Source organism: Rhodococcus sp. FW305-130, assembly GCF_058788335.1.
Window position 1 is genome coordinate 381,821 of the sequence record NZ_JBYTAP010000005.1, and the last position, 26,384, is coordinate 408,204.

The window sequence follows — 26,384 nt, forward strand, 5'->3', positions numbered from 1 at the left end:
ACACGACACGGAAGGCGAGAGCCGATGACGCCCCCGCACAACTACCTCGCCGTAATCAAGGTCGTCGGCATCGGCGGCGGCGGCGTGAACGCAGTCAACCGCATGATCGAACAGGGACTCAAGGGAGTCGAGTTCATCGCGGTCAACACGGACGCGCAAGCCCTTCTGATGAGTGACGCCGACGTCAAGCTCGACGTCGGTCGTGAATTGACCCGTGGCCTCGGCGCCGGTGCTGACCCTGAAGTGGGTCGCAAGGCAGCCGAAGATCACAAGGACGAGATCGAAGAGGTCATCAAGGGCGCCGACATGGTGTTCGTGACCGCAGGCGAGGGTGGTGGCACCGGAACCGGTGGTGCCCCTGTCGTGGCAAGCATCGCCCGGAAGCTGGGCGCACTCACCGTCGGCGTCGTGACTCGGCCGTTCTCCTTCGAGGGCAAGCGTCGTGGGGGACAGGCGGATACCGGAATCCAGGCGCTCCGCGAGTCCTGCGACACGCTGATCGTCATTCCCAACGATCGCCTGCTCCAGTTGGGTGACGCGGCCGTCAGCCTCATGGACGCCTTCCGCAGCGCCGACGAGGTTCTCCTCAACGGTGTCCAGGGCATCACCGACCTCATCACCACCCCGGGTCTGATCAACGTCGACTTCGCGGACGTCAAGGGTGTCATGTCCGGTGCAGGCAGTGCGTTGATGGGCATCGGATCCTCACGTGGTGAGGGACGCGCGATCAAGGCGGCGGAATCTGCGATCAATTCGCCTCTCCTCGAAGCATCGATGGAAGGCGCCCGCGGCGTGCTCCTGTCGATCGCCGGTGGTAGCGATCTGGGTCTGTTCGAGATCAACGAGGCGGCTTCGCTGGTGCAGGAAGCCGCGCACATCGACGCCAACATCATCTTCGGAACGGTCATCGACGATTCACTCGGTGACGAGGTTCGTGTGACGGTCATCGCTGCGGGATTCGACGGAGGAGCTCCGGCTCGTCGTCCCGTGGAGTCGACCGCACAGGGACGTGGAGCTATCGGCGCCGGGCGCGCGGGTGAGGTCGGCCGGTCACCGGTGGCCGCCGAACCTGCTGGCGAGCAGCCGATTTCCGCAGCGCGCGAGACGACGGGCTCGGGTAGCTTGCCTCCGATCGGTGGCCCACGCCATGCGCCGGTCCAGGAAGACGAGGGCGACGACGACGTCGATGTGCCTGTCTTCATGCGTCGCTGACGCAGGGCTACAAACAGTTTCGAGAACAGGGTGCCCGGAATTTCTGGGTACCCTGTTCTTGACTGGATGTCCGGTCACGTCTGAGCCGGACGACAACTTTCGACGTTTGTGAGCACACTTATCTTGAGTACCGAGAAGTCGACCACCCGCACCCGCATTCGCCGCGTCGTGACCAGCCGAGCCGGTGGTGTTTCCGCGTCGCCGTACGAGTCGTTCAATCTCGGCGATCACGTCGGAGACGATCCGGCAGCCGTCGAGGCGAATCGCCGTCGTCTGGCACGCGAAATAGGCGTCGAGCCTGACCATCTCGTGTGGATGGAACAGATCCACTCGCGCAACGTCACTGTCGTGACGGAACCGACCGACGAAGTGATTCCCGTGACGGACGCTCTGGTCACCACCGTTCCCGGCCTGGCGCTCGCCACCCTCAGCGCAGACTGTGTTCCCGTTCTGCTCTCCGACGAGGAGGCCGGTGTGATCGCGGCAGTTCATGCCGGACGGATCGGTGCCCGCATCGGTATCGTCCCGCGTGTCCTCGCGGAGATGGTGCGACAGGGCGCGGACGTCTCACGTATCGGTGCCTTCCTCGGCCCGGCAGCGAGCGGACGCCAGTACGAGGTTCCCGCCGCGATGCGTGCGGACGTGGAAAAGCACTTGCCGGGCAGCGCAACTCGCACCGAGAAGGGCACGCCGGGACTCGATCTGCGTGCGGGACTGCGTAAGCAGTTGCTCGCCGCGGGTGTGTCCGGTGTTGCCGAGGACCCGCGGTGCACGATCGAGGATCGCGCGTTGTTCAGTCATCGCCGAGAATCTCTGACCGGGCGTCAAGCTGCAGTGATCTGGATGGAAGCGCCCGCAGCGCAGGAAACCGTCTAGGCAGAAATGCGCCAGACGGATATGCGGCTGACAGAAATATCGACGGCACTCGACTCGGTGCGTGCGCGGCTGGCGGCCGCCTGCCTTGCCGCCGGTCGTGAAGTTTCCGACGTAGCACTGCTGCCTGTTACCAAATTCTTTCCGGCGTCCGACGCCCGAATCCTGTACGAACTGGGTTGCCGTGAATTCGGTGAGTCTCGTGAGCAGGAAGCAGTGGAGAAGGTCGCGGACTTCGACGGCGCTGCACAGAGCGGCGCGATCGACGATCCGGTTCGTTGGCACATGATCGGGCAGTTGCAGCGCAACAAAGCGCGTTCGGTAGCGAAGTGGGCCTACACAATTCACTCGGTGGACAGTGCACGACTGGCCGATGCACTCGATCGGGCGGCGCTCGGAGCTTTGTCCGACGGGGAGCGTAAAGCGCCGCTGCGGGTGCTCATCCAGGTAAGTCTCGACGGAGACCCTGCGCGTGGCGGAGTTCCGACGGGAGAGCTAACTCCTCTCGCCGAGCGGATCGAATCAGCCGAAGGTCTCGAATTTGCGGGACTGATGGCCGTCCCGCCACTTGGATCAGATCCGGACGAGCAGTTCGAAATCCTCCGCAGGGCACATCTTTTGATTCTCGAATCGCATCCCCGGGCAACCGAACTCTCGGCTGGCATGACCGGTGATCTGGAGGCCGCAGTGCGCCACGGATCAACGTGCGTGCGTGTCGGAACCGCACTGCTCGGCTCACGACCAGTAATCTCGAGGTGATCGCTCAGGTGATCGCCCAACCCGTCCACACCGCTGCGACCGGTCGCAGTCGGATTGATTCCGCCGCGCCAAGGAAGGTCGATCAATGAGCAACCTGCATAAGTTCAAGGCTTACTTCGGCATGGTTCCCCTCGATGACTACGAGGACGAATACGTGGAGGAGCCCGATCAGGCTCGCCGCGCACCCCGTCGTAGTCACGACGGCTATGCCGAGCGCGACGACCGCGAGTTCGTCGAACCTGCCTTCTCGAAGGCGAGCTACGCGCCCAGTCGTCGTGACGAAGAGGACGCGGAGTTCGATCGCTACGATTCCCGGCCCCGCGTCGACACCGTTCCCAGCCGCAGTAGCCGCCCGGCGATGGCGCCGCGTCCGGCAAGCCGTGGAAACCTCGCGGTCGACGCCCGTGCAGAGCGGCCCGAAGCGCGACGTGCGCCTGTTGTCGATGACGGCGGCCCGCTCGCCAAGATCACGACACTGCGTCCGCAGAGCTACGCAGAGGCCCGCACCATCGGTGAGCGGTTCCGCGACGGCACCCCCGTCATCATGGATCTGGTCGACATGAGCAACGCCGACGCGAAGCGTCTGGTCGATTTCGCGGCCGGCCTGGCGTTCGCATTGCGTGGTTCTTTCGACAAGGTAGCCACCAAAGTGTTTCTTCTCTCACCGGCTGACATCGACGTTTCCGCTGAGGAACGCCGTCGTATCGCGGAGACGGGTTTCTACAGCCAGAAATGATGGTCTCGACCGCAGTCCGGCCCCTGAGCAGGGGTGACGTGAGCACATTCGAACGGCGGCCCGTCTCGGCGGACGCCGCATTCGGACCCATCGCCGGCCGTTACAAGACGGACTCGATGCGGGCCGGTTCCGGAATTGCTGCGGTGTGTCTGTTTTGGACACACCGCAGAAGTCAGGCAGAGTGAGGGTGTGGACGCGCTTCTCTCTGTGATCTATCTGGTGCTGGTTGTCTTCTGGCTGTTGCTGATCGGCAGAGTGATCGTCGAGTTCGTTCGTTCGTTTGCCAGAGATTGGCGACCGACCGGATTGGTCGCAGTCATTCTCGAAACCATTTTTACGATCACCGATCCTCCGGTGAAACTGCTCCGCAGGTTGATCCCCCCGATCAACCTCGGTGGAGTTCGCTTGGATCTATCCATCATGGTCTTGCTTTTCATCGTCATCATCCTGATGTCGGTTGTTCGCTGAGCGCAGTCCGAGTGAGTGGTATGCCAGAATGGAAGCCATAACTCATCCGGTGGTTCGCCACTACGTAGACTGTGTTGCAACTGAATGCTTGCTAGACCGCCAAATGACGCGTGAAGGGATCCTTCCATGCCGCAACTGACTCCAGCTGACGTGCACAACGTTGCGTTCAGCAAGCCGCCTATCGGCAAGCGTGGCTACAACGAGGACGAGGTCGACGCATTCCTCGACCTCGTCGAGCAGGCGCTGTCGCAGCTCATCGAAGAGAATGCGGACCTGCGCCAGCGCGTAGGTGAGCTGGATCAGGAGCTCGCGGCTGCCAAGAAGTCGCCGGCACCTGCTCCGCAGGCAGCACCCGTCGCAGCGCAGCCCAAGCCGGAGCCCGCTCGGGTCGTCGAACCGCCCAAGCCTGCACCCGTTGCAGCTCCGGTTCCCGCCGCCGCTGCCGTTGCAGCGCCGCAGAGTGGCGACACCCACATGCAGGCCGCGAAGGTCCTCGGACTGGCTCAGGAGATGGCGGATCGCCTCACCAACGATGCCAAGACCGAATCCGAGCAGCTGCTCGGCAGTGCTCGCACCAACTCCGAGCAGCTCATGAGCGAGGCTCGCAGCAAGGCCGACGGCATGATCGCGGATGCGCGCAACAAGTCGGAGGCAATGCTGACCGACGCTCAGACTCGCTCCGAGACCCAGCTTCGCCAGGCTCAGGAGAAGGCAGATGCTCTCAAGGCAGACGCCGAGAAGAAGCACACCGAAATCATGGCGACCATCAACCAGCAGCGTTCGGTCCTCGAGGGCCGTATCGAGCAGCTCAAGACGTTCGAACGTGAGTACCGGGTGCGCCTGAAGTCCTACCTGGAATCGCAGCTCGAAGAGCTCGAACAGCGTGGCTCGGCCGTTCCGGTCGACGGTGGACAGGATTCCTACAGCCCGTCCTTCGCCAAGGGAAACAGCTGACCGAGAGCGCCCCGTCGGCTCAGCTATCGGACCGGACAAAGGTTGATACGTGCTGGTCGTGACGTTGGTTCTCGCGGGAGTTGGCTTCGCTCTCCTGATCGTTGCCCTGACCACAGGGTCGCTGATCTGGGCGTGGGCATGTATCGCGATTTGTGTAGCAGGTGCCGTCCTCCTGCTGGTCAGTGCGCTGACCAGCAGGAAGGCGGTTCCTTCGTTGGATGACCCGGTATCGGGCAGCGGCGTGTCGTCGTCTTATGGTCGAGTCGAGAGTTCCTCGGATTCCTCGTCCGATGATGCAGCTACTGCAAACGACGACAATCAGGGAAACCACGGCGGGTCGCCGGGTGCCCCCGACAAGACCTAGGGCGAGTTCCGACAAGGTCCAGGACGAGTATTAGACTGTCCAACACGAATACCAGGCTGTGATCCGGCAATCACCGGGGAGCTTTCGGAAGAACGGTTGTCGACGCTTTCGTACGTGTCGAGGACCCAGTAGAACCGAACGGGTGAGCCCGTCACAGCTCGATCGAGTGGCAGCTCGAGATCCGGTGTGAAAGCACGGATCTGCGGGGTGCAAACGGGGTGGTACCGCGGTGTCGGCGCACAAGCGTCACGTCGTCCCCGTGCCGAGTTCCGACTGGCACGAGGAGATCGCCATGGCGAGTAACGGGTATCCCAAAGTCGACTACGGTGTCCCCGCCGACACCGGAGTCAAGTTCCCCGAACTGGAACAGAAAGTCCTGAAACAGTGGGACGACGACGACACCTTCCGTGCGTCGGTTTCCAATCGGGACGGTAATGAAGAGTTCGTTTTCTACGACGGACCGCCATTCGCAAACGGTTTGCCGCACTACGGCCACCTGCTGACGGGGTACGTCAAGGACCTGGTGCCGCGCTTCCAGACAATGCGTGGACGCAAGGTCGAACGACGCTTCGGCTGGGATTGCCACGGCCTTCCGGCAGAGCTCGAAGCGGAGAAGCAGCTCGGCATCAAGGACAAGGCCGAGATCGAAGTCATGGGTCTGGCCAAGTTCAACGAGTACTGCAAGGCCTCGGTGCTCAAGTACACCGACGAGTGGCGTGACTACGTCACCCGCCAGGCGCGCTGGGTCGATTTCGACAACGACTACAAGACCCTGGACGTCGACTTCATGGAGTCCGTCATGTGGGCCTTCAAGGAGCTGCACGACAAGGGCCTGATCTATCAGGGCTTCCGTGTGCTGCCCTACAGCTGGTACGAGCAGACTCCACTGTCCAATCAAGAGACTCGCCTCGACGATGCGTACAAGATGCGTCAGGATCCTGCAGTCACGGTCGACATGCCGCTGGTCGCTCCGGGTTCACCCCTCGACGGCGCAAACGCGATCATCTGGACCACGACTCCGTGGACACTGCCGTCCAACTTGGCCACTGCGGTTCATCCCGAGGTCGACTACGTCCAGGTGCTCGGCGAGGACGGAAAGCGGTACGTGCTCGCAGAAGCACGGGTAGCTCATTACGCACGTGAGCTGGGGGAGGACCCCGAGGTCGTTTCCCGTCACAAGGGCGCCGAACTGGTCGGACTGTCGTACACACCGCCGTTCGACTTCTTCCTCGGACATCCGAATGCGCACGTCGTGCTCTCGGCGGACTACGTGACAACCGACTCCGGAACCGGAATCGTCCACCTCGCACCGGCTTTCGGTGAAGAGGATATGGACGTGGCCACGGCCAACGGTATCGAGGTCGTACAGCCGCTCGATCCGGGTGGAAAGTTCACCTCGATGGTTCCGCCGTACGAGGGTCTGATGGTGTTCGACGCCAACCCGGTCATCATCAAGGACCTCAAGGCTGCCGGAAAGCTGCTGCGGCACGAGACGATCGAGCACTCGTACCCACACAGTTGGCGCAGTGGGCAGCCGCTGATCTACATGGCGGTCCCCTCGTGGTTCGTCGCGGTCACCAAGTTCCGAGATCGCATGGTCGAGCTGAACAAGGACATCACGTGGGTGCCCGAGCACATCCGTGACGGCCAGTTCGGCAAGTGGCTCGAAGGTGCACGAGACTGGAACATCAGCCGAAACCGTTACTGGGGCAGCCCGATCCCGGTGTGGGTGTCGGACGATCCGCAGTACCCGCGTACGGACGTGTACGGATCGCTCGATCAGTTGGAGGCAGACTTCGGCGTGCGTCCGACCGATCTGCATCGCCCGATGATCGACGACCTGGTTCGCCCGAACCCCGACGACCCGACCGGGAAGTCGATGATGCGCCGCGTTCCCGAGGTGCTCGACTGCTGGTTCGAATCCGGTTCGATGCCGTACGCGCAGGTGCACTACCCATTCGAGAACCGTGAATGGTTCGAGGGCCATTTCCCGGGCGATTTCATCGTCGAGTACAACGGGCAGACTCGCGGCTGGTTCTACACGCTGCACGTGCTGGCAACCGCACTCTTCGATCGTCCGGCGTTCAAAACCGTTGCTGCGCACGGCATCGTGCTGGGCGACGACGGACTGAAGATGAGCAAGTCCAAGGGCAACTACCCGGACGTGAAGGAGGTGTTCAACCGCGACGGCAGCGATGCCATGCGATGGTTCCTGATGTCTTCGCCGATCTTGCGCGGCGGAAACCTCATCGTGACCGAGCAGGGCATCCGCGAAGGCGTACGTCAGGCGTTGCTCCCGCTGTGGAACGCCTGGAGCTTCTTGCAGTTGTACGCGCCGGAATCCGGTGTGTGGCGTACCGATTCGGAGAACATCCTCGATCAGTACATCCTGGCCAAGCTCGCTACCACCCGCGACGTGATCACCGAGGCCCTCGAGGTCAACGACATCGCCGGCGCGTGCGACGAGCTTCGGTTGTTCTGTGATGCGCTCACCAACTGGTATGTGCGACGGTCTCGTTCGCGGTTCTGGGACGAGGATCGCGACGCGATAGACACCCTGCACACCGTGCTCGAGGTCGTGACGCGTCTCGCTGCGCCGCTGTTGCCGCTGGTGTCCGAGGTGATCTGGCGCGGGTTGACCGGGGAGCGCTCGGTTCACCTGGCTGATTGGCCCGAGGCGTCGGAGCTCCCCGCGAACCCCGAGCTGGTAGCGGCGATGGACGACGTCCGGACCGTGTGCTCCACGGTGCTGAGCCTGCGCAAGGCGCAGAATCTGCGTGTTCGTCTTCCGCTGCCCGAGGTCACGGTTGCGGCGCCGGATGCCGAGCGTCTGCGTCCGTTCCTCGGACTGATTGCCGACGAGGTCAACGTCAAGAAGGTCGATCTGACCGATGACGTCGACGTGCACGGGCGCTTCGAGATCGCGGTCAACGCGCGTGCTGCAGGACCGCGTCTGGGCAAGTCCGTTCAGACTGTCATCAAGGCGGTCAAGGCGGGCGACTGGACCGAGAACGCGGACGGCGTCGTGGTTGCGGCGGGCATCGAACTGCTGCCCGAGGAGTACACGCAGAAACTGGTTGCAGCCGAGCCTGATTCGACGGCTGCATTGCCAGACGGTGTGGGACTCGTCGTACTCGATTCCGTCGTGACGGAGGAACTCGAAGCCGAGGGCTGGGCGAAGGACCGTATCCGTCAGTTGCAGGATGCGCGTCGTGCCGCCGGTTTGGACGTCTCGGACCGGATCAACGTCGTACTCGAGGTTCCGCAGGACTGCAAGGAGTGGGCGGAGCGTCATCGCGAATTGATCGCCGGTGAGGTTCTGGCCACCTCGTTCTCGGTGGGTGAAGCGGGAGACGACGCCGTCGATCTCGGTGACGGTATCCGCGCCGCGATCACGAAGGTCTAATACCGCCGTAACTACTCCGGCTCCCCGATGAATGTCTGTATGTCGGGGTGCCGGAGTAGTTTGCTCTCATGAGTACGAGCAAGGAAACCGTGGCGCGCATTCTCGAGCAGTTGGAACCGCTCGACGTGCGGGCAAGGGCGATGTTCGGCGAGTACGGATTGTATTGCGACGAGAAGATCGTGGGCTTGATCTGCGGAGACGTTCTGTTCGTCAAACCCACCGAGGTCAGTACGGAGTTCGGATCAGAGGCCGATCTGGCTCCGCCGTACCCGGGAGCGAAGGATTACTACCGGGTGACGGAGGAACGGCTGCAGGACCTCGATCACCTGCACGCCTTCATTCAACGGACTGCCGACGTACTACCCCTGCCGAAGAAGAAGTCGCCCAAGAAGAAGGCGCGGACGTAAATTCTGCACCTACTTTTGAGAGAACCGTAACTCCCGATGAATCAAGGTGATCCCACACGAAGTCGCAGGTGGGTGCTGCATCTCGACATGGATGCGTTTTTCGCTTCCGCCGAGCAGTTGACGCGTCCCACGCTGCGAGGCCGGCCGGTGCTGGTCGGCGGCTTGGGTGGGCGCGGAGTGGTGGCCGGGGCAAGTTACGAAGCGAGAGTTTTCGGTGCGCGTTCGGCAATGCCGATGCACCAAGCACGCCGGGTGGTCGGTGGCGGAGCGGTGGTATTGCCGCCGCGGATGTCGTTGTATTCGGTTCTGAGTAAACGCACCTTCGACGCGTTGCGCCTTCGTATGCCGATCCTCGAGCAATTGTCGGTGGACGAGGCCTTCGGCGAACCAGTGGAATTGGCCGGAGTCGGGGCCGACGAGGTCCGCGCGTTTTGCGAGGACCTGCGGGCGTTGATCAAGGCCGAGACCGGGTTGGTCGCCTCGATCGGTGCCGGCGCAGGTAAGCAGGTCGCCAAGATCGCGTCGGGACTGGCAAAGCCCGACGGCGTCGCAGTGATTCCTCCCGGGATGCAGCACGAGTTGCTCGATCCTCTTCCGGTGCGAAAGCTGTGGGGGATCGGTCCTGTTGCCGAGGAAAAGCTCAAGCGTCTCGGCATCGAAACCATCGGAGGGTTTGCCCGCACTCCCATAGCCGAGGTGGCGTCGATACTCGGAACCACTGTCGGACCGGGGTTGCATCGGCTTGCGCAGGGGATCGACGATCGGCCGGTCGCCGAGCGTGCCGAATCCAAGCAGATCAGCGCGGAATCCACGTTCGCCGCAGACATCGTCACGATGGCACAATTGCGCGCGGCCGTCGAAAGTAGTGGTCGTGCAGCATTTTCCAGGCTGGAGAAGGACGGAAGAGCTGCTCGCACCGTCGTACTGAAGCTCAAGAAGTCCGACATGAGTATCTTGACTCGATCCGTGACGCTGCCGTTTGCCACGATCGACCGCCAAATCCTTATCGCGACCGCGCAGAAACAGGTCATCGATCCACAGGAATTGGGGCCGATTCGCCTGGTCGGTGTGGGATTCGCGGGTTTGTCCACCGTTCGGCAAGGATCACTTTTTCCCGAGTTGGATCAGGACGTTCCCGGCTATCCGGTCGAGACTCTCACGGGCGCCCTCGATGAGGCCGAACTCGACGTTCCGGTGGCCGCACGCGTCCCTCAGCGCTACTGGCACCCTGGTTTGGACGTGAAGCATCCAGAATACGGACACGGTTGGGTGCAGGGTGCCGGGCACGGAGTGGTGACAGTTCGCTTCGAAACCCGTTCCAGCGGAACGGGAATAGCCAAAACCTTCGCCGAATCGGATGAGGTGCTCGAGGTAGCAGATGCGGTCGACAGCCTTCTCTGAGGATGTCCTTAGACTTTTTCCGCTTACCGTTGGGTAATGTTGTCGACGATCCTCGAGCAAGCACGATGTTCGACTGACGCTCGAATGTGAACACCCGAATGGATAGGACTGAGAAGTTGAAGCTTCAGAAGATGACCGTTGCAGCCGTGGCGATCGCAGCAGCCCTGACGATGACCGCTTGTGGTTCGGACGGAGGAGACTCCGACAAGACGACTTCGGCGAAGCCCACGACCACCACCGCTGCGGCACCCACGTCCGAGGTTGTCCTGCCGACGTCCGCTGAGCTCAACGCCAAGGTCGCTCAGGCACTCGACGAGACCGTTCCGGCCGCAGACAAGGTCAACCTCGTCCAGGGTGCCGAGCAGGATCCCGAGCTGATCAACCAGGTCGCCGCTGCCGCCAAGGCTGCCGGCGCGCAGGTCGAGATCCTCGACCCGGTCACCGACACGGGTAGCGAGACGGCCGCAGCTTCGCTGAACATCGTCGTCAACGGCCAGCCGCTGCAGCAGGGTCTGCAGGCTTCGTTCGTCTACGAGGACGGCGTCTGGAAGCTCTCGAAGACCACCGCTTGCCAGATCGTCGGCGTTGCAGGTCTGACCTCGCCTGCTTGCGCTGCTTGATCTCTGCGCAACACCTGAAACACCAGAGCGGCCGTCGACTCCCGAAAGGGAGCCGGCGGCCGCTCTTCATGCAGTGAGCGTCGTCAGTGATGGAATCCCTCGGTGACGCGTGGCCGCGGCATCGGGCTGTCGAGTTCGTCGAGGAACGCGGTTTCCTCTTCGATGATGCGCAGCAGATTGGCTGCCAGGTCCATGCTCAGTCCGTTACGAACCACGATGCGCTGCACTGTCAGATCCGAGAGATCGTCCGGCATGGGATAGGCCGGCACCAACCAGCCCTTGCCCCGCAGTCGGTCCGACAGGTCGTACAGCGTCCAGTTGGACGTGTGGCCCTCGGCGAGGCGCCACGCGAAGACCGGGATGTCGGAACCGTCGTTCCACAGTTCGAAGGCGTCGAGCTTCCCGATTCCTTCGGCGAGGAATTTCGCCACGTCCTGTGAGGACTGCTGGATCGCGCGATAGCCGTCGTGGCCGAGACGCAGGAACAAGTAGAACTGCAGGATCACCTGAGCGCCGGGCCGCGAGAAGTTCAGCGCGAAGGTCGGCATACTGCCGCCGAGGTAGCTCACCTTGAAGACGAGGTCGTCGGGAAGTAGATCCTGCGATCGCCAGACCACCCAGCCGAGGCCGGGGTAGACGAGTCCGTACTTGTGCGCCGAGGTGTTGATTGAGTGCACGCGTGGGAGCCGGAAATCCCATTCGAGTTCGGGCTGTAGGAACGGGGCGATCATTGCGCCGGAAGCGCCGTCGACGTGGATGGGAACGTCGAGTCCCGTCTTTTCCTGGATCGCGTCGAGTGCCTTCGAGATTTCCAGGACCGGCTCGTACATCCCGGTGTACGTGACACCCATGATCGCGATTACGCCGATCGTGTTCTCGTCGACGTACTTGTCCAGATCGTGACCGTCCAGGGTCCGGTGTTCCTCGCTGATCGGCACGTAGCGCGCCTCGACGTCCCAGTAGTTGCAGAATTTCTCCCAGCACACCTGGACGGCGGAACTCATGATGAGATTTGGTTTTTCGGTGGACTTCCCCGCGGCTTTTCGTGCGTGCTGCCAGCGTCGTTTCATCGCCAGGCCGCCGAGCATGCACGCCTCGGACGAACCGATCGTCGAGGTACCGATTGCGTCCTTGGGGGAGGGCGAGTGCCAGAGGTCGGCAAGGATGCGCCAGCAATAGGTTTCGATCGCGGCGGTCTGTGGATATTCGTCCTTGTCGATCATGTTCTTGTCGAACGACTCGGCATACAGTTTGGTGGCGTGATCGTCCATCCACGTGCTGACGAACGTCGCGAGATTGAGCCGCGCATTGCCGTCGAGCATCGTTTCGTCGTGGACGATCTGATAGGCGGTCTCGGGAAGCATGCCGTCGGGTTCGAGTGTGTACTTCGATGCAACCGAATCCTCGCCAGGCCTCGAGAAGATCGGATTGACGGCTACGTAATCGGTGTGATCTGACCTTCTGGGTTCCGGCATGAACTCTGGCTCCTCACATCAGTGTGTCGCGTTGGTCTGTTTCGTACCTACTCTCACCGTTCAGTGTGGACGGGCAGTTGTCAAAGGGTCTGTGGTCCCGAATCATTCGCGTAAGGCCGAGACGGGACTAATCCGCTCGTTGTCAGGGCGTTAGTGCGCGCAGGCGATCGGCGGCGGCCGATGCCATCGAGTGCAGAACATCGGGGGCGATCGGACTCGGCGCAGTTGCGGACACCTGGGTCAACGTGGTCCCGACTGCGGCCACGATCGCATCGGCGACCAAGGTGAAACCGCCACTCTCCGTGATGATTCGGAAAGCGAAAGACGCGTCGCCGACGTTCGGGTCCGATGCTCCGCCGACGCGATAGGTGATTGTCGTTCCGTCGGCATCGGTTCCCGAATACTCCGCACACCCGGCCAGCGTGGTCTGAAGTTTCTCGAAAGCTGCTGCTGCCGCTGCGCCGTCGGCGTACGAAGCAGAGTCCTGATCGATGCTCGTGAAATCGGGGCCGGTGAACATGTCGGAGAGGTCGGCGACGGATCCGGCGGCCTGGGTGGCTATCGGTGCCAGAACCTGAGCGCAGACGGCAGGGTCGGTGCTCGACTTGTCCGCCTCCGAACTCTCCGGCGCCGGTGCGAGGCCGAGGTCGTCGACCGGGTCGGGAACTATGTCGAAGTCCGCAGGTAGTTCGGAGCGGGTGAGCGCGGCTCGTTGCAGCGCATCACGGTCGAGAGGTGCCCCGCTCAGCGGTGGGGCCGGAGCAGCTGTGAACGGCGCCAAGCCGACCTGTGGGGCGGAAACCTGCGTAGTTGTGACAGCACTAGGAGAGTCGTCCGAGCCGCAACCGGTGACGACGAACAGTGCCGCCGTTGCTGTCAGGCCCAGTGCGAGCGACCGGCGTGTCACGATTCCCACCGAATGCTGTTGGAGATGGTCTGCCGGATCACCGAGGAGCTGTCCGGATCGCCGTACGCCTGGTCGCCGCCGACGGTCATCTGTCCGTCGATCGGCAAGGGGAGTGAGAGGTCGACGGTGAGGTTTCCGGAGCCGGCCATGACGTACTGATCGATGTTCAGCGTTCCGGCGTCACCGGCCAGGTTCCAGACCGGGCTCTGCGGGGTCTGCGATACGTCCACCGCGAGCGAAAGCCGATTGCCATCCCGCGCGGTGAGCGTGACGGTGGTTGTCTGATCGAGCAGGATTTCGCTGCTGACTTGTTGTCGAACCACCCAACGTGCGCCGACACCGACCGGAGCGTCGGGGAGTGCAACGGTCCGGTAGACCGCTTGGCCGAGCGCCTGTTCGATTGCAGCGCGGGCAGCATTGGCCGAGTTGGCGGACGGCTTCAACCGTAGGGCGGTGATGGCGCCCGAATCCGTGACCGACAATCCGGCCGCAGATCCGTCGGCCCCGCTCAGCGCTGCCTGCAGCGTTGCGTCCGGCGAGGTCATCGACGACAGCGTCAGGTCCACGACAACGGTGGGATCGTCAGCGGTCACGTTTGCCGAGAGCGGGATCGTGATCTCCGGCGAAGAGAAATCTTGTGCCGGCTGTTGATCGATCTGCTGACTCACGACCGCCTGGGTGACGAGCGTCGCCGTCTGCGTGGTGCCGACAGGCAAGTTCATGCGCAGTACCTCGCGCGGTTCGCTTCCCGCATCGAGTACCTCGACGGTGGCGGCGGTCACCGGAACAGTGACTTCGCTCGGCGACGAGGTAGGTGTGGTGGGAGGTTGATCCGAGTCGCCGCAAGCGGTGAGAACGGTGGTGAGAGCGAGGGCAGCGAGGGCGAACGGAACTCGTCGGCCGGTCGTGGACAGCAGTGGCACGCGCTCCAGGCTAGCCGCAGTTGCAGAGTGCGTGACCCGGTGCGGTGAACATGAGGGATGATGGTTGCGTGAGTACAGACCACCCAGACCGAGATGTCAACGCGGAGGATCAGCCGATTACCGAAATCTCGAAGGCCGACGAGCCCGAAACCGTGAAACCGGAAGCCGTGAAATCGGAAGACGGTGACCTGGCGGTTGCGCCGGTCGCAAAGCCCCGCCGGCTGACCATGCTCATTGCCATCGCCGCTGTCATCCTGCTCTCGGACATTCTCACGAAGGTGTGGGCAGTCGCCGCGGTCAAGCCGGGGCAGCCGATCGAAATCATCGGTGACGTGGTCACATTCACGATGGTGCGCAATCCCGGTGCAGCGTTCTCGATGGCGACGTCGATGACGTGGATCCTCACCCTCGTCGCCATCGGTGTCGTCATCGGTGTGATCAAGATCGGTCGCACGCTCCGATCACCGTGGTGGGCGCTCGGTCTCGGCCTCGTTCTCGGTGGCGCGCTGGGTAACCTCGTCGACCGATTCTTCCGCTCTCCCGGAATCATGCGCGGACATGTGGTGGACTTCGTCTCCGTCGGTTGGTGGCCCGTGTTCAACATCGCGGATTCCGCGATCGTCTGTGGCGCGATCCTGCTTGTCGTACTGACTCTTTTCGGCTTCGAACCCAACGGTGAACGCCTGCGTGATCACAAGGCGGACGACAAGAAGGTCACCGAATCGAAGGCCGCAGCCGAGGGAGAAACCAAGTGAGGGAATCCCGTTCGATGCCCGTGCCCGACGGCCTCGACGCCATGCGGGTCGATGCCGGCCTCGCGCGCCTGCTCGGACTCTCGCGCACCGTGGTCGCGACACTCGCGGAAGAAGGCTCGGTACTCGTCGACGGTGTGGCCGTCGGCAAGTCCGATCGTCTGACCGCAGGATCGTGGCTCGAGGTAGTCCTGCCCGAACCGCCGCGGCCTCTGACCATCGAGGCGACACCGGTCGAGGGAATGGAGATCCTCTACGCCGACGACGACGTCGTGGCAGTCGACAAGCCCGTCGGAGTTGCCGCGCACGCCAGCGTCGGGTGGACGGGACCGACCGTCATCGGCGGACTTGCCGCGGCCGGTTTCCGTATCTCGACGTCCGGTGCCCACGAGCGTCAGGGCATCGTTCACCGTCTGGACGTCGGAACGTCGGGTGTCATGGTGGTTGCCACCTCCGAGCGCGCATACACCTTGCTCAAGCGCGCTTTCAAGCAGCGGACCATCGACAAGCGCTACCACGCACTCGTGCAGGGACACCCCGACCCGAGCAGCGGAACCATCGACGCCCCGATCGGACGCCACCACGGGAACGACTGGCGGTTCACGGTCACGGCCGACGGCAAGCCCAGCGTCACGCACTACGACACCATCGAGGCGTTCCAGGCAGCGAGTCTGCTGGACGTGCACCTCGAAACCGGTCGCACACACCAGATCCGTGTCCACTTCTCGGCGTTGCGCCATCCGTGCTGCGGCGACCTGACCTACGGCGCGGACCCCCGACTTGCCGAGAGGCTCGGTCTCGAACGCCAGTGGCTGCACGCAGTCTCGCTCGGCTTCGCCCACCCGGCGGACGGTCGTTGGGTCGAGATCAAGAGCAAGTACCCGAAGGATCTCGAACACGCACTCGAAGTTCTCCGGTCCTCATGACGCCGCGCGGGCTTACCCCCGCGCTGGCCGTCGTCGCGGTGGTGGTCGGTGTGGCGGCGGTGGTGGGCGTGGGGTTCGCGAATCCCGTGCCGACCCCGCCGATCACGACGGACACTCTCGGTCCGGACAGTGGGGAAGCTGTGCCGGACTACCTCGACCGAGCGCGAGATTCTGTCGCGTCGGTCGACGGGCCGGTGTGGGCGTTGGTCTCGTTCACGAAGGCACTCACCGTCGACGAGGTCATCACGTCGACCAGCAGTGTTCAGGTGCCGGGCGCTGAGGTCTCGGGCGTTCGCGTGTCCAGGGTCATGTTCCGAGTTCCGATCGAGCGCGTCCAGACGCCGCTCATGTCGGTGCCCGTTCCCGACAACGACGAAGCAGTGCGCAGAGCGCCCGGTGTTGCAGCCACGCGACTGGTCTCGCTCGGCGGCGACACCGATCGTCAGCAACAGGTGGCGCTCGCGTCGGCGAAGCAATTGTCCGCCGGGTGCGCCTGCGCGGTGGGCGTGCTGGTGCGAGCTACTCCCGAAGGACTCGAAGCGATCGAACATGACTCGAACGTCCGTGCAGTGGAAGCGTTGCCGTCCGACGCCTCGCCGTGGTTGGCGGCCGTCCGTCCCTTGCTGCCGGAGTACGTGGACGTCGTTGCTCCCGGCCCCGACGACGGCCCGGTCCCGTGAACTCCGGTTCTGTGAACAAGGACGGACGCGCTAGGTCCGGTTCGTCCTCGGGGATCCTCTACGGTGTGGCGGCGTTCCTGTTGTGGGGAACGTTCCCGGCATTCTTCGGACTACTCGACTTCGCCGATCCGGTCGAGATCCTTGCGCACCGAGTGGTGTGGACCCTTCTGTTGATGCTGATCGTGTTGGCCTTTGCCGGCCGCCTCGGATCGCTTCGCGGAATCAGCGCACGCACCTGGCTGCTGGTGACCGCGGCATCAGCGGCGATCGCGGTGAACTGGGGAACGTACATCTATGCCGTGGTGTCAGGCCGCGTCGTGGAGGCGGCCCTCGGGTACTTCATCAACCCGCTGGTCACTGTTCTGCTCGGCGTCGTGATCTTCCGCGAACGATTGCGCCGCGCTCAGATCGCCGCCCTTGTTCTCGCTGCAACGGCAGTTGTCGTGATCACGGTCGACTTCGGTAAACCGCCGATCGTCGCATTGGTGCTCGCCGGTTCGTTTGCCACCTACGGGCTGGTCAAGAAGGTGGTTCCGCTCGATCCCCGAACCAGTTTGACTGCCGAGGGAGTCGTCGCCGCACCCTTCGCGGTCGGCTACCTCGTGTTTCTCGGCCTGACCGGGGCCGGTGCCTTCATCAGCAGCGGCGCCGGACACAGCTTGTTGCTGCTTGCCGCCGGCCCGGTCACCGCACTGCCACTGCTCCTGTTCGGCGTTGCCGCTCAGCGAGTTCCCTTGGCGACGATGGGCATGCTGCAGTACCTCACCCCGGCGCTGCAGATGGCGTGGGGTGTGGCCGTCATGCACGAGGACATGCCGGCCTCACGCTGGATCGGCTTCGTACTGATCTGGGCTGCGCTGGTGATCTTCACGACAGATACCTTCGTCGCCAGTCGACGTTCGCGGCGTTCGATGAGGTCGAGCGCCGAACCCGAGGTTCCGGTCACGTGATCGGAGGCGGCACACTGCGACTCCACGATGGCGGTCGCCGAACGTGTCGGCAACGCGGCATACACTCGATCTCGCTCCCAGACCTTCAGAGAGGCGCACGTGGCTGACTCGTTCGTACATCTTCACAATCACACCGAGTACTCGATGCTCGACGGTGCGGCCAAGGTCGGCGCCATGTTCGAGGAGGCCGCTCGTCTCGAAATGACCGCTGTCGGCATGACCGACCACGGAAACATGTACGGCGCCAGCCAGTTCTACAACGAGGCCAAGAGTGCCGGCATCAAGCCGATCATCGGCATCGAGGCGTACATCGCACCCGAATCCCGCTTCAACACAAAGCGAGTTCTCTGGGGAGATCGCAGCCAGAAGTCCGACGACGTCTCCGGTAGCGGTGCGTACACGCACATGACGATGGTGGCCGAGAACGCCACGGGGCTCCGAAACCTCTTCAAGCTGTCTTCTCTCGCGTCAATCGAGGGACAGCTCGGCAAGTGGCCTCGCATGGACGAGGAACTCATCGCGGCGCACGCCGAGGGCATTATCGCCACCACCGGTTGCCCTTCGGGTGAGATTCAGACGCGTCTTCGTCTCGGTCACGATCGCGAGGCTCTCGAAGCTGCCGCGAAGTGGCAGGAGATCTGGGGACCGGACAACTTCTTCCTCGAATTGATGGATCACGGTCTCTCGATCGAGCGCCGGGTGCGCGAGGGTCTGCTCGACATCGGCAAGCAACTCGGTATCCCGCCGCTTGCCACCAACGACTGCCACTACGTCACCAAGGACGCCGCCGAGAACCACGAGGCGCTGCTCTGCATCCAGACCGGCAAGACGCTGTCCGACCCCACGCGCTTCAAGTTCGACGGCGACGGCTACTACCTCAAGTCCGCTGCCGAGATGCGCGCCATCTGGGACAACGAAGTACCGGGGGCGTGCGACAACACCGTGGCCATCGGCGAGCGTGTGCAGTCGTACGAGGACGTGTGGGCGTTCCACGACCGCATGCCGATCTTCCCGGTCCCGCAGGGTCACACGCAGCAGACCTTCCTGCGCGCCGAGGTGATGCGCGGACTCGATCGCCGCTTCCCGAGCGGACCTCCGCAGGAGTACCTCGCCCGCGCCGACTACGAGATCGGCGTCATCAACGAAATGGGCTTCCCGGCCTACTTCCTCGTGGTCGGCGACCTGATCAACCACGCCAAGGACGTCGGAATCCGCGTCGGGCCCGGCCGTGGATCGGCAGCCGGTTCGTTGGTGGCCTACGCGATGGGGATCACCAACATCGACCCCATCCCGTACGGGTTGCTGTTCGAGCGATTCCTCAACCCCGAGCGTGTGTCCATGCCCGATATCGATATCGACTTCGATGATCGCCGTCGCGGCGAGATGGTTCGCTACGCGACGGACAAGTGGGGCAATGACAAGGTCGCCCAGGTCATCACCTTCGGCACCATCAAGACCAAGGCTGCCATCAAGGACTCGGCTCGCGTCCAGTTCGGCAAGCCGGGCTTTGCCATCGCCGATCAGATCACCAAGGCGCTCCCGCCGCCCATCATGGCCAAGGACATCTCGGTTTCCGGTATCACCGACCCGAAGCACGAGCGGTACAAGGAGGCAGTCGAGGTTCGAGCGCTCATCGACTCCAGCCCGGACGTCGCGAAGATCTACAAGACCGCGGTGGGTCTGGAAGGGCTGATCCGTAACGCCGGTGTGCACGCCTGCGCGGTCATCATGTCGTCCGAACCGCTCACCGACGCAATCCCGGTCTGGAAGCGCGCCCAGGACGGCGCCATCATCACCGGTTGGGACTACCCCTCGTGTGAAGCCATCGGTCTGCTCAAGATGGACTTCCTCGGTCTGCGAAACCTCACGGTTATCGGCGACACGCTCGAGAACATCAAAGCCAACCGCGGCATCGATCTGGACCTCGACACGTTGCCGATGGACGATGCGGCAACATACGAACTGCTCGCCCGCGGCGACACTCTCGGTGTGTTCCAGCTCGACGGCGGCGGCATGCGCGAGTTGCTGAAACTGATGCAGCCCACCGGATTCGGCGACATCGTCGCCGCATTGGCGCTGTATCGACCGGGACCGATGGGTGTGGACGCCCACATCTCGTACGCCAAGCGCAAGAACGCCTTGGAAGACGTCAAGCCGATTCACCCCGAGCTGGAGGAGCCGCTAGCGGAGATCCTCTCGGAGACATACGGCCTGATCATCTACCAGGAGCAGATCATGCAACTGGCGCAGAAGGTGGCCGGTTACACCCTGGGTCAGGCCGACTTGCTGCGTCGCGCCATGGGTAAGAAGAAGCTGTCCGAGCTGGAAAAGGCCTACGCCGGCTTCCGGCAGGGCATGTTGGACAACAACTTCAGCGAAGCCGCCATCAAGGCGCTGTGGGACACGGTCCTTCCCTTCGCCGGGTACGCGTTCAACAAGTCGCACTCCGCCGGCTACGGACTCGTGTCGTACTGGACTGCGTACCTCAAGGCGAACTACCCGGCCGAGTACATGGCGGGTCTGCTGACCTCCGTCGGTGACGACAAGGACAAGTCCGCGATCTACCTCGCCGACTGCCGCAAGTTGGGCATCACCGTTCTCCCACCGGACGTCAACGAGTCACGCGTCGACTTCGCGACCGTCGGCGACGACATCCGTTTCGGTATGGGGTCGGTGCGCAACGTCGGCGCCAACGTCGTTGCCTCGATCATCAAGGCGCGCACGGAGAAATCGAAGTTCACCGATTTCTCCGACTATCTCGGCAAGATCGACGCGATGGCTTGCAACAAGAAGGTCACCGAATCTCTCATCAAGGCCGGTGCTTTCGACTCGTTGGGTCACCCGCGCAAGGGCCTGATGTTGGTCCATGCCGACGCCATCGATTCCGTGATGAGCACCAAGAAGGCAGAGGCGATCGGACAGTTCGACCTCTTCGGCGGTGCCGAGGCGGACGAGTCGATCACCTCGGTGTTCGACGTCAAGATTCCTGACGAAGAGTGGGACTCCAAGCATCGCCTGGCGCTCGAACGAGAGATGCTGGGGCTATACGTTTCCGGTCACCCGCTCAACGGCGTCGAGCACATTCTTCGCCAGCAGTCCGACACGTCCATCGCCGCGATACTCGAAGGCGGCGTTCAGGACGGTGCCCAGGTAACTCTCGGCGGCATCATCGCCTCGGTGGACCGCCGGGTCAACAAGAACGGTCTGACCTGGTGCATCGTGCAGCTCGAAGATCTCGTGGGTGGAATCGAGGTGCTGTTCTTCCCACAGGCGTACGCGGTGTACGGAATGGACATCGCCGAGGATGCCATCGTGTTGGTCAAGGCTCGCGTCTCGATCCGAGACGATCGGATGTCGCTGATCGGCAACGACCTTGCGGTGCCTGATATTTCGGCGATCGGGGTCGCACGCCCCCTGTCGGTCTCACTGCCCCTTCGGCAATGCACCAAGGACAAGCTCAGTGCTCTCAAGCAGGTGCTGACGAGGCACCCCGGAACGTCCGACGTCCATGTCCGGCTGATCGGCGGAACCGAGATCAGCTTGTGGAAGGTCGACGACGTCCTTCGGGTCGAACCGTCCTCGGCGCTGATGGGCGACCTGAAGGCATTGCTCGGGCCGAGCTGTCTGACGGTCTGACCGCCGATCGAGCGGATCTGAACCGAACGAAGGGACCTTGCTGCATCAGCAGCAAGGTCCCTTCGTGGTTCGCGGGAGATCGGGGAGTGGGGTGATCAGGTGGTGCGTGAGTAGTACACGCGACGCGCCCACCAGGTGACCACGGCTGCTGTTGCGGCAGTCAGTACGGCTACCTGCATCGACTGGGTGACAGCTCCGGCGACCACGAACAGCACAAAACCGACCGCGAGAGCTTCGATCTTGTACAGCGGCCACCGAGTCCCGGCCAGATCGACGAAATGGTCGGACGCGGGGCGTGATTCGCGAGTGGAGATATCTGCGGTAGTCATCTCGTCCCTTTCTCGGTGCAGTCTGTTCTCGCTGCGGCCTGGTTAGCGATACGGCTGTTCGAAGCTGTGGTTTCAGAGTAACCAGAGATGAGAGTTCGGGCAAGCGAACTTTATTGATCGGCAGCTCACTTAATCGATCAACCAGGGGAGTGTGCCGACGACGGACCTGGTCGGTGTGGTTCGGTGGCCAAGGTGCTCGAGTGGGTGTTCACTGGTACACATGCCAATCACAGGTGAGTACGAACCCAGTCCAGCGTCGTGGGCCGCCGATCAGGTCGCACGCATCGAGAACTCCGGTGGCACCGAGGGAAACGACATGAACGGCATGCCCGTCGTCGTTCTCACGACCGTCGGGGCAAAGTCCGGCAAGGTCAGGAAGACGCCGCTGATGCGCGTCGAGCACGACGGCTCGTATGCCGTTGTGGCTTCGCTTGGTGGCGCTCCGAAGAATCCGGTTTGGTACTACAACGTCAAAGCCGATCCGCACGTCACGCTGCGTGACGCGACGCAGGTCTTCGACCTGGTTGCTCGTGAAGTCACCGGAGACGAGAAGGCGATCTGGTGGGAGCGCGCTGTCGCTGCGTACCCCGACTACGCCGATTATCAGACGAAGACCGATCGTGAGATCCCGGTGTTCGTGCTCGAACCCAAGTAACGCACTGCAGTCCTCACGAAACGGCAGTCCACAAGAAGCACTGCATAAACCACAAGCAAATCGTCACTCGCGGGGGTCGGCGATCCCGACTCCCGTGAGTGTGTCATGGAGGTCTGATGAGTCCGAAAACCGTTGCAGATCAATTGGTTCAGCAGCTCGTTGAGGCGGGTGTCAGTCGGATCTACGGAATTGTCGGTGACAGTCTCAATCCCATCGTCGATGCGGTACGTCGCACCGGTGGTTCCGAAAAGGGCGGAATCGACTGGATACACGTCCGTCATGAGGAAGCAGCTGCGTTTGCGGCCGCAGCGGATGCCCAGATCACCGGAAAACTCGCGGTGTGTGCCGGATCCTGCGGTCCCGGAAACCTTCACCTGATCAACGGCCTGTACGACGCTCATCGTTCGGGCGCCCCGGTCCTCGCGATCGCGTCACACATCCCCAGCGCCCAGATCGGAATGGGCTACTTTCAGGAAACGCATCCCGAGCGGATCTTCATCGAATGTTCGAGTTACACCGAACTCGTCAGCACGGCAGTCCAATCACCTCGCGTGGTGCAGTCGGCGATTCAGCATTCGGTGGCTCGAAACGGCGTCTCGGTGATCGTGCTTCCCGGGGACATCGCCGATTGTCCGGCAGAAGGCACCCCGCCGACGCTCGTCGAAACCCGAAGGCCGACAGTCGTTCCGGATGCCGGTGACGTCAAGGCGTTGGCAGATGTGATCAACGGCTCGCGTAAGGTTGCGATCTTCGCCGGCGCAGGCGTGCGAGACGCACGCGCCGAGGTGTTGGCGCTGGCCGAAACCGTCGGGGCTCCCATCGGGCATTCGCTGCGCGGCAAGGAATGGATCCAGTACGACAACCCGTACGACGTCGGGATGACGGGATTGCTCGGTTACGGTGCGGCGCACGACGGTATCCACGGCGCCGATCTCCTGCTCCTGATCGGTACGGACTTTCCTTACGACCAGTTCTTGCCCGATGACGTTCGTACCGCTCAGATCGACATCGCGGCCGAGCGGTTGGGGCGTCGAACCAGCCTGGACCTGGCGGTGCACGGTGACGTCGCGAGCACCTTGAGCGCACTGATTCCGCAGCTCGATCGAAAGACCGACCGCGGGTTCCTGGAGGATACGCTCGCAAAGCACAACACTCTGATGACCAAAGTGGTTGGTGCGTACACGGATCCGGTCAAGCAGCGCACACCCATTCATCCCGAGTATGCGGCCTCGATCCTCGACGATCTGGCGGCCGACGACGCAATCTTCACCGCCGACACCGGGATGTGCAACGTGTGGACGGCGCGCTATCTCAATCCGAACGGATCGAGACGCTTCATCTCCTCGGCGCTGCACGGATCCATGTCCAATGCGCTCCCACATGCGATGGGTGCGGCATGGTCGAGTCCGGGGCGTCAGGTCATCTCGGTGTCGGGCGACGGTGGATTGTCGATGCTGCTCGGTGAGTTGGTAACCGTCGCGATGTACAAGTTGCCGGTCAAGATCGTGGTGTTCAACAACTCGACGCTCGGAATGGTCAAGCTCGAGATGCTGGTCGACGGCCTTCCGGATTTCGGGGTCGACGTGCCCGCGGTCGACTACGCGGCGGTTGCTGCTGCGCTCGGTATCTTCTCTCGCCGAATCGAGAATCCCGCGGATATCGAAGCGGGCCTACGCGCCGCGCTCGATCACGACGGTCCGGCCTTGGTTGATCTGGTGACCGATCCGCTGGCATTGTCGTTGCCGCCCACCATCACCGGTGGTCAGATGAAGGGCTTCGCTTTGGCGATGTCGAAGATGGTGATGAACGGCGGTGTCGGCGAGGCGGTGCAGATGGCCAAGTCGAATCTGCGGAACGTGCCACGTCCCTCACAGTTGGATCCGCGCGGCTGACCTACCCGCCGCCCTGCCTCGCAGACCATGTGGGGCGGGGTGGTGGGAAGGTTGATCCCCGACGTGCGAAAATGGCGGAGTGTCTAACTCGCCCGATGTCGTAGTAACGAAGTCCACCGTCCCCGCGCTCGACGCGCAGGAGATCGACGCGGCCATCGAGCGAATTCAGCACGTCATTGCGGCGACACCCCTGCAGTACAGCGACCGTCTTTCGGCGTTGACCGGCGCGCACGTGTACCTCAAGCGCGAGGACCTCCAGGGCGTTCGTTCGTACAAGATTCGTGGCGCGTACAACCTGATCGCTCAGCTCAACGAGGCCGAGCGCGCGGCCGGCGTGGTGACTGCCAGTGCCGGTAACCATGCGCAGGGTGTTGCCTTCGCGTGCCGAACGATGCAGATCAAGGGTCGGATCTACGTTCCGGCAAATACCCCCAAGCAGAAGCGTGATCGCATCCGCGCCCACGGTGGAGCGTTTGTCGAACTGTTCATGATCGGTGAGACCTATGACGCCGCCGCTGCTGCGGCCGCGGAGGACGTAGCCGAAACCGGCGCAACCATGGTTCCCCCGTTCGACGACGTGCGCACCGCTGCGGGGCAAGGAACCATCGCAGCGGAGATTCTCACGCAACTGGACGCACCTCTCGACACGATCGTCGTGCCGGTCGGCGGCGGCGGTTGCATCGCGGGCATAGCCACCTATCTGCACGAGCGATCGCCCAAGACGTCGATCGTCGGGATCGAGCCGTCCGGCGCGGCGTCCATGACGGCCGCTCTCGTTGCCGGGGGCCCGGTGACTCTTCCCGACGTCGATCCATTTGTCGACGGGGCAGCGGTCAAGAGGATCGGCGATGTTCCCTACGAGGTCGTCTCACGTCTGGGTGCCGCAGTCGTGTCGCACGCGTCGTTGCCGCTCGTGGCTCGTCAACTTCAGACACGGTCCGGTTCGGGATCATTTGTCGTCAATCAGATCGACGAGGGCGCTATCTGCACGGCGATGCTCGAGCTGTATCAGAGCGAGGGCATCATCGCCGAACCCGCGGGAGCGCTTTCCGTTGCGGCACTTCAGAATTTGACGTTCGAGCCGGGTTCGACCGTCGTGTGCCTGATTTCCGGTGGCAACAACGACGTATCCCGTTACGGCGAAATCCTCGAGCGCTCGCTCGTTCACCTCGGGCTCAAGCACTACTTCCTGGTGGACTTTCCGCAGGAACCGGGAGCGCTCCGTCGCTTCCTCTCGGACGTGCTCGGGCCGGACGACGACATCGCGCTGTTCGAGTACGTCAAGCGAAACAATCGCGAGACGGGTGCCGCGTTGGTGGGTATCGAACTCGGTTCCGCCGACGGGTTGGCGGCGTTGCTCGAGCGGATGGAGCGCGCGCCGATGCAGTCCGAGAGGCTCGAGCCGGGAAGCCCGGCGTACCGCTATCTGACGTAAGGGACGCCCCCGGTCAGGGCCGCAGTCGCTCGACCACCTGTCGATGCAATTCGGGATCTGGCTGGGGGAGCCCGAGCATGGCCGCCAGGTACAGACCGTCGCCGACGAGTCGGATGATCTCGGCTTGTATGGGATCGGCGATCTCGGTCTGAAGGCCCTTGTCCCAGCTGCGCATCACGTGGGTGACGGCTTTCTGGATCTCGTCGTGTTGTCCGTCGACTGTTCTCAGTGCCGCGATGATCGACCGGAAGAGTGAGAGTTCTTCGCTTTCGTTCGCATCGGGGATCTGCAGATAGAACTCGGTGACCGTCGTACCGCCTGCTACGGCGTCTTCGAGTTGCTGATCCGAGCGTTCTCCGAGTCTGCGGACCATCGCCGCGAGCAGTGCTTCCTTGCTGGGGAAGTGATAGAGAAGTCCGCCCTTGGAAACCCCGGCTTCGGCAGCAACGCCTTCGAGCGTGACTTGGGCAACGCCGCTGACCAGCAGCAGCTTCTCCAGTGCGTCGAGAATTCGATCGCGAGTGTCGGCAGCCATGTGATGTGACCCTACCCGGAAATAACTTTACCGCTTGGACGGTTCACTGTTACCGTAGACCTACTGTACCGGCTGGACGGTTCAGTGAA

24 protein-coding genes are annotated in these 26,384 nt (G+C 62.8%); 19 read left to right on the plus strand and 5 right to left on the minus strand.

Annotation, left to right across the window (positions count from 1 at the left end):
* The first annotated feature begins 24 nt into the window (after positions 1–24).
* The 11 genes from ftsZ to AC3WQS_RS18040 all read left to right on the plus strand — a co-directional run bounded on the left by ftsZ (position 25) and on the right by AC3WQS_RS18040 (position 11,200).
* Positions 25–1,212: a cell division protein FtsZ gene (ftsZ, locus tag AC3WQS_RS17990; protein ID WP_003941788.1), complete on the plus strand. Its 1,188-nt coding sequence runs from the start codon at positions 25–27 to the stop codon at positions 1,210–1,212.
* A gap of 108 nt (positions 1,213–1,320) precedes the next feature.
* Positions 1,321–2,088 (plus strand): peptidoglycan editing factor PgeF, encoded by a 768-nt coding sequence (gene pgeF, locus AC3WQS_RS17995; protein ID WP_047890079.1) that lies wholly within the window; start codon positions 1,321–1,323, stop codon positions 2,086–2,088.
* Between the two features lie 6 nt (positions 2,089–2,094).
* On the plus strand, positions 2,095–2,844 hold the full coding sequence (locus AC3WQS_RS18000; protein ID WP_047890078.1) for a YggS family pyridoxal phosphate-dependent enzyme: 750 nt from the start codon (positions 2,095–2,097) through the stop codon (positions 2,842–2,844).
* Between the two features lie 85 nt (positions 2,845–2,929).
* Positions 2,930–3,580, plus strand: coding sequence for a cell division protein SepF (locus tag AC3WQS_RS18005; RefSeq protein WP_003941752.1), 651 nt, complete (start codon positions 2,930–2,932; stop codon positions 3,578–3,580).
* Positions 3,581–3,769: 189 nt separating this feature from the next.
* Positions 3,770–4,048: a YggT family protein gene (locus AC3WQS_RS18010; RefSeq protein WP_003941780.1), complete on the plus strand. Its 279-nt coding sequence runs from the start codon at positions 3,770–3,772 to the stop codon at positions 4,046–4,048.
* A 126-nt stretch (positions 4,049–4,174) separates the two neighbouring features.
* On the plus strand, positions 4,175–5,002 hold the full coding sequence (wag31, locus tag AC3WQS_RS18015) for a DivIVA-like cell division protein Wag31 (protein ID WP_047890077.1): 828 nt from the start codon (positions 4,175–4,177) through the stop codon (positions 5,000–5,002).
* A gap of 49 nt (positions 5,003–5,051) precedes the next feature.
* Positions 5,052–5,366, plus strand: coding sequence for a hypothetical protein (locus AC3WQS_RS18020; RefSeq protein WP_047890076.1), 315 nt, complete (start codon positions 5,052–5,054; stop codon positions 5,364–5,366).
* 292 nt (positions 5,367–5,658) lie between these two features.
* The gene (gene ileS, locus AC3WQS_RS18025) at positions 5,659–8,772 is read left to right on the plus strand and encodes an isoleucine--tRNA ligase (RefSeq protein WP_020969853.1); all 3,114 of its coding nucleotides are present in this window, start codon (positions 5,659–5,661) and stop codon (positions 8,770–8,772) included.
* A 68-nt stretch (positions 8,773–8,840) separates the two neighbouring features.
* Complete coding sequence (locus AC3WQS_RS18030; RefSeq protein WP_003941748.1) at positions 8,841–9,179, plus strand: TfoX/Sxy family protein; 339 nt, start codon at positions 8,841–8,843, stop codon at positions 9,177–9,179.
* Between the two features lie 36 nt (positions 9,180–9,215).
* Positions 9,216–10,580: a DNA polymerase IV gene (locus tag AC3WQS_RS18035; protein ID WP_492711445.1), complete on the plus strand. Its 1,365-nt coding sequence runs from the start codon at positions 9,216–9,218 to the stop codon at positions 10,578–10,580.
* Between the two features lie 116 nt (positions 10,581–10,696).
* Positions 10,697–11,200, plus strand: coding sequence for a WKL family lipoprotein (locus tag AC3WQS_RS18040; protein ID WP_031331883.1), 504 nt, complete (start codon positions 10,697–10,699; stop codon positions 11,198–11,200).
* A gap of 83 nt (positions 11,201–11,283) precedes the next feature.
* On the opposite strand, the gene gad is transcribed toward AC3WQS_RS18040, so the two are convergent.
* From gad to AC3WQS_RS18055, 3 genes are all read right to left on the minus strand, one after another.
* Entirely contained in the window at positions 11,284–12,675 is a 1,392-nt protein-coding gene (gene gad / locus AC3WQS_RS18045) for a glutamate decarboxylase (RefSeq protein WP_046378698.1), read from the minus strand.
* Between the two features lie 142 nt (positions 12,676–12,817).
* Positions 12,818–13,582, minus strand: coding sequence for a sensor domain-containing protein (locus AC3WQS_RS18050; protein WP_223258020.1), 765 nt, complete (start codon positions 13,580–13,582; stop codon positions 12,818–12,820).
* The gene (locus tag AC3WQS_RS18055) at positions 13,579–14,505 is read right to left on the minus strand and encodes a hypothetical protein (RefSeq protein ID WP_047890074.1); all 927 of its coding nucleotides are present in this window, start codon (positions 14,503–14,505) and stop codon (positions 13,579–13,581) included. The genes AC3WQS_RS18050 and AC3WQS_RS18055 overlap by 4 nt, the downstream gene beginning before the upstream one ends.
* A gap of 68 nt (positions 14,506–14,573) precedes the next feature.
* Between AC3WQS_RS18055 and lspA the strand changes: the two genes are divergently transcribed.
* The 5 genes from lspA (at position 14,574) to dnaE (ending at position 21,449) form a co-directional block, all read left to right on the plus strand.
* Entirely contained in the window at positions 14,574–15,260 is a 687-nt protein-coding gene (gene lspA, locus AC3WQS_RS18060; RefSeq protein ID WP_019748858.1) for a signal peptidase II, read from the plus strand.
* A complete protein-coding gene (locus tag AC3WQS_RS18065; RefSeq protein ID WP_007733161.1) occupies positions 15,257–16,183 on the plus strand; it encodes an RluA family pseudouridine synthase in 927 nt (308 codons plus the stop codon). Before lspA ends, AC3WQS_RS18065 begins: the two co-directional genes overlap by 4 nt.
* Positions 16,180–16,863, plus strand: coding sequence for a hypothetical protein (locus AC3WQS_RS18070; RefSeq protein WP_047890073.1), 684 nt, complete (start codon positions 16,180–16,182; stop codon positions 16,861–16,863). The genes AC3WQS_RS18065 and AC3WQS_RS18070 overlap by 4 nt, the downstream gene beginning before the upstream one ends.
* On the plus strand, positions 16,860–17,813 hold the full coding sequence (gene rarD / locus AC3WQS_RS18075; protein WP_371747263.1) for an EamA family transporter RarD: 954 nt from the start codon (positions 16,860–16,862) through the stop codon (positions 17,811–17,813). The genes AC3WQS_RS18070 and rarD overlap by 4 nt, the downstream gene beginning before the upstream one ends.
* Before the next feature lie 99 nt (positions 17,814–17,912).
* Positions 17,913–21,449 (plus strand): DNA polymerase III subunit alpha, encoded by a 3,537-nt coding sequence (gene dnaE, locus AC3WQS_RS18080; protein WP_047890086.1) that lies wholly within the window; start codon positions 17,913–17,915, stop codon positions 21,447–21,449.
* Between the two features lie 95 nt (positions 21,450–21,544).
* Here the strand turns inward: dnaE and AC3WQS_RS18085 are convergent, their stop codons facing one another.
* The gene (locus tag AC3WQS_RS18085; protein ID WP_047890072.1) at positions 21,545–21,778 is read right to left on the minus strand and encodes a hypothetical protein; all 234 of its coding nucleotides are present in this window, start codon (positions 21,776–21,778) and stop codon (positions 21,545–21,547) included.
* 220 nt (positions 21,779–21,998) lie between these two features.
* Between AC3WQS_RS18085 and AC3WQS_RS18090 the strand changes: the two genes are divergently transcribed.
* From AC3WQS_RS18090 to ilvA, 3 genes are all read left to right on the plus strand, one after another.
* Positions 21,999–22,433, plus strand: coding sequence for a nitroreductase family deazaflavin-dependent oxidoreductase (locus tag AC3WQS_RS18090; RefSeq protein ID WP_019748853.1), 435 nt, complete (start codon positions 21,999–22,001; stop codon positions 22,431–22,433).
* A gap of 116 nt (positions 22,434–22,549) precedes the next feature.
* A complete protein-coding gene (locus tag AC3WQS_RS18095) occupies positions 22,550–24,325 on the plus strand; it encodes a pyruvate dehydrogenase (RefSeq protein ID WP_047890071.1) in 1,776 nt (591 codons plus the stop codon).
* Between the two features lie 79 nt (positions 24,326–24,404).
* A complete protein-coding gene (gene ilvA, locus AC3WQS_RS18100; RefSeq protein ID WP_019748851.1) occupies positions 24,405–25,760 on the plus strand; it encodes a threonine ammonia-lyase IlvA in 1,356 nt (451 codons plus the stop codon).
* A gap of 13 nt (positions 25,761–25,773) precedes the next feature.
* Here the strand turns inward: ilvA and AC3WQS_RS18105 are convergent, their stop codons facing one another.
* Positions 25,774–26,295, minus strand: a complete 522-nt coding sequence (locus tag AC3WQS_RS18105; RefSeq protein ID WP_019748850.1) for a TetR/AcrR family transcriptional regulator — start codon at positions 26,293–26,295, stop codon at positions 25,774–25,776.
* Between the last annotated feature and the right edge of the window lie 89 nt (positions 26,296–26,384).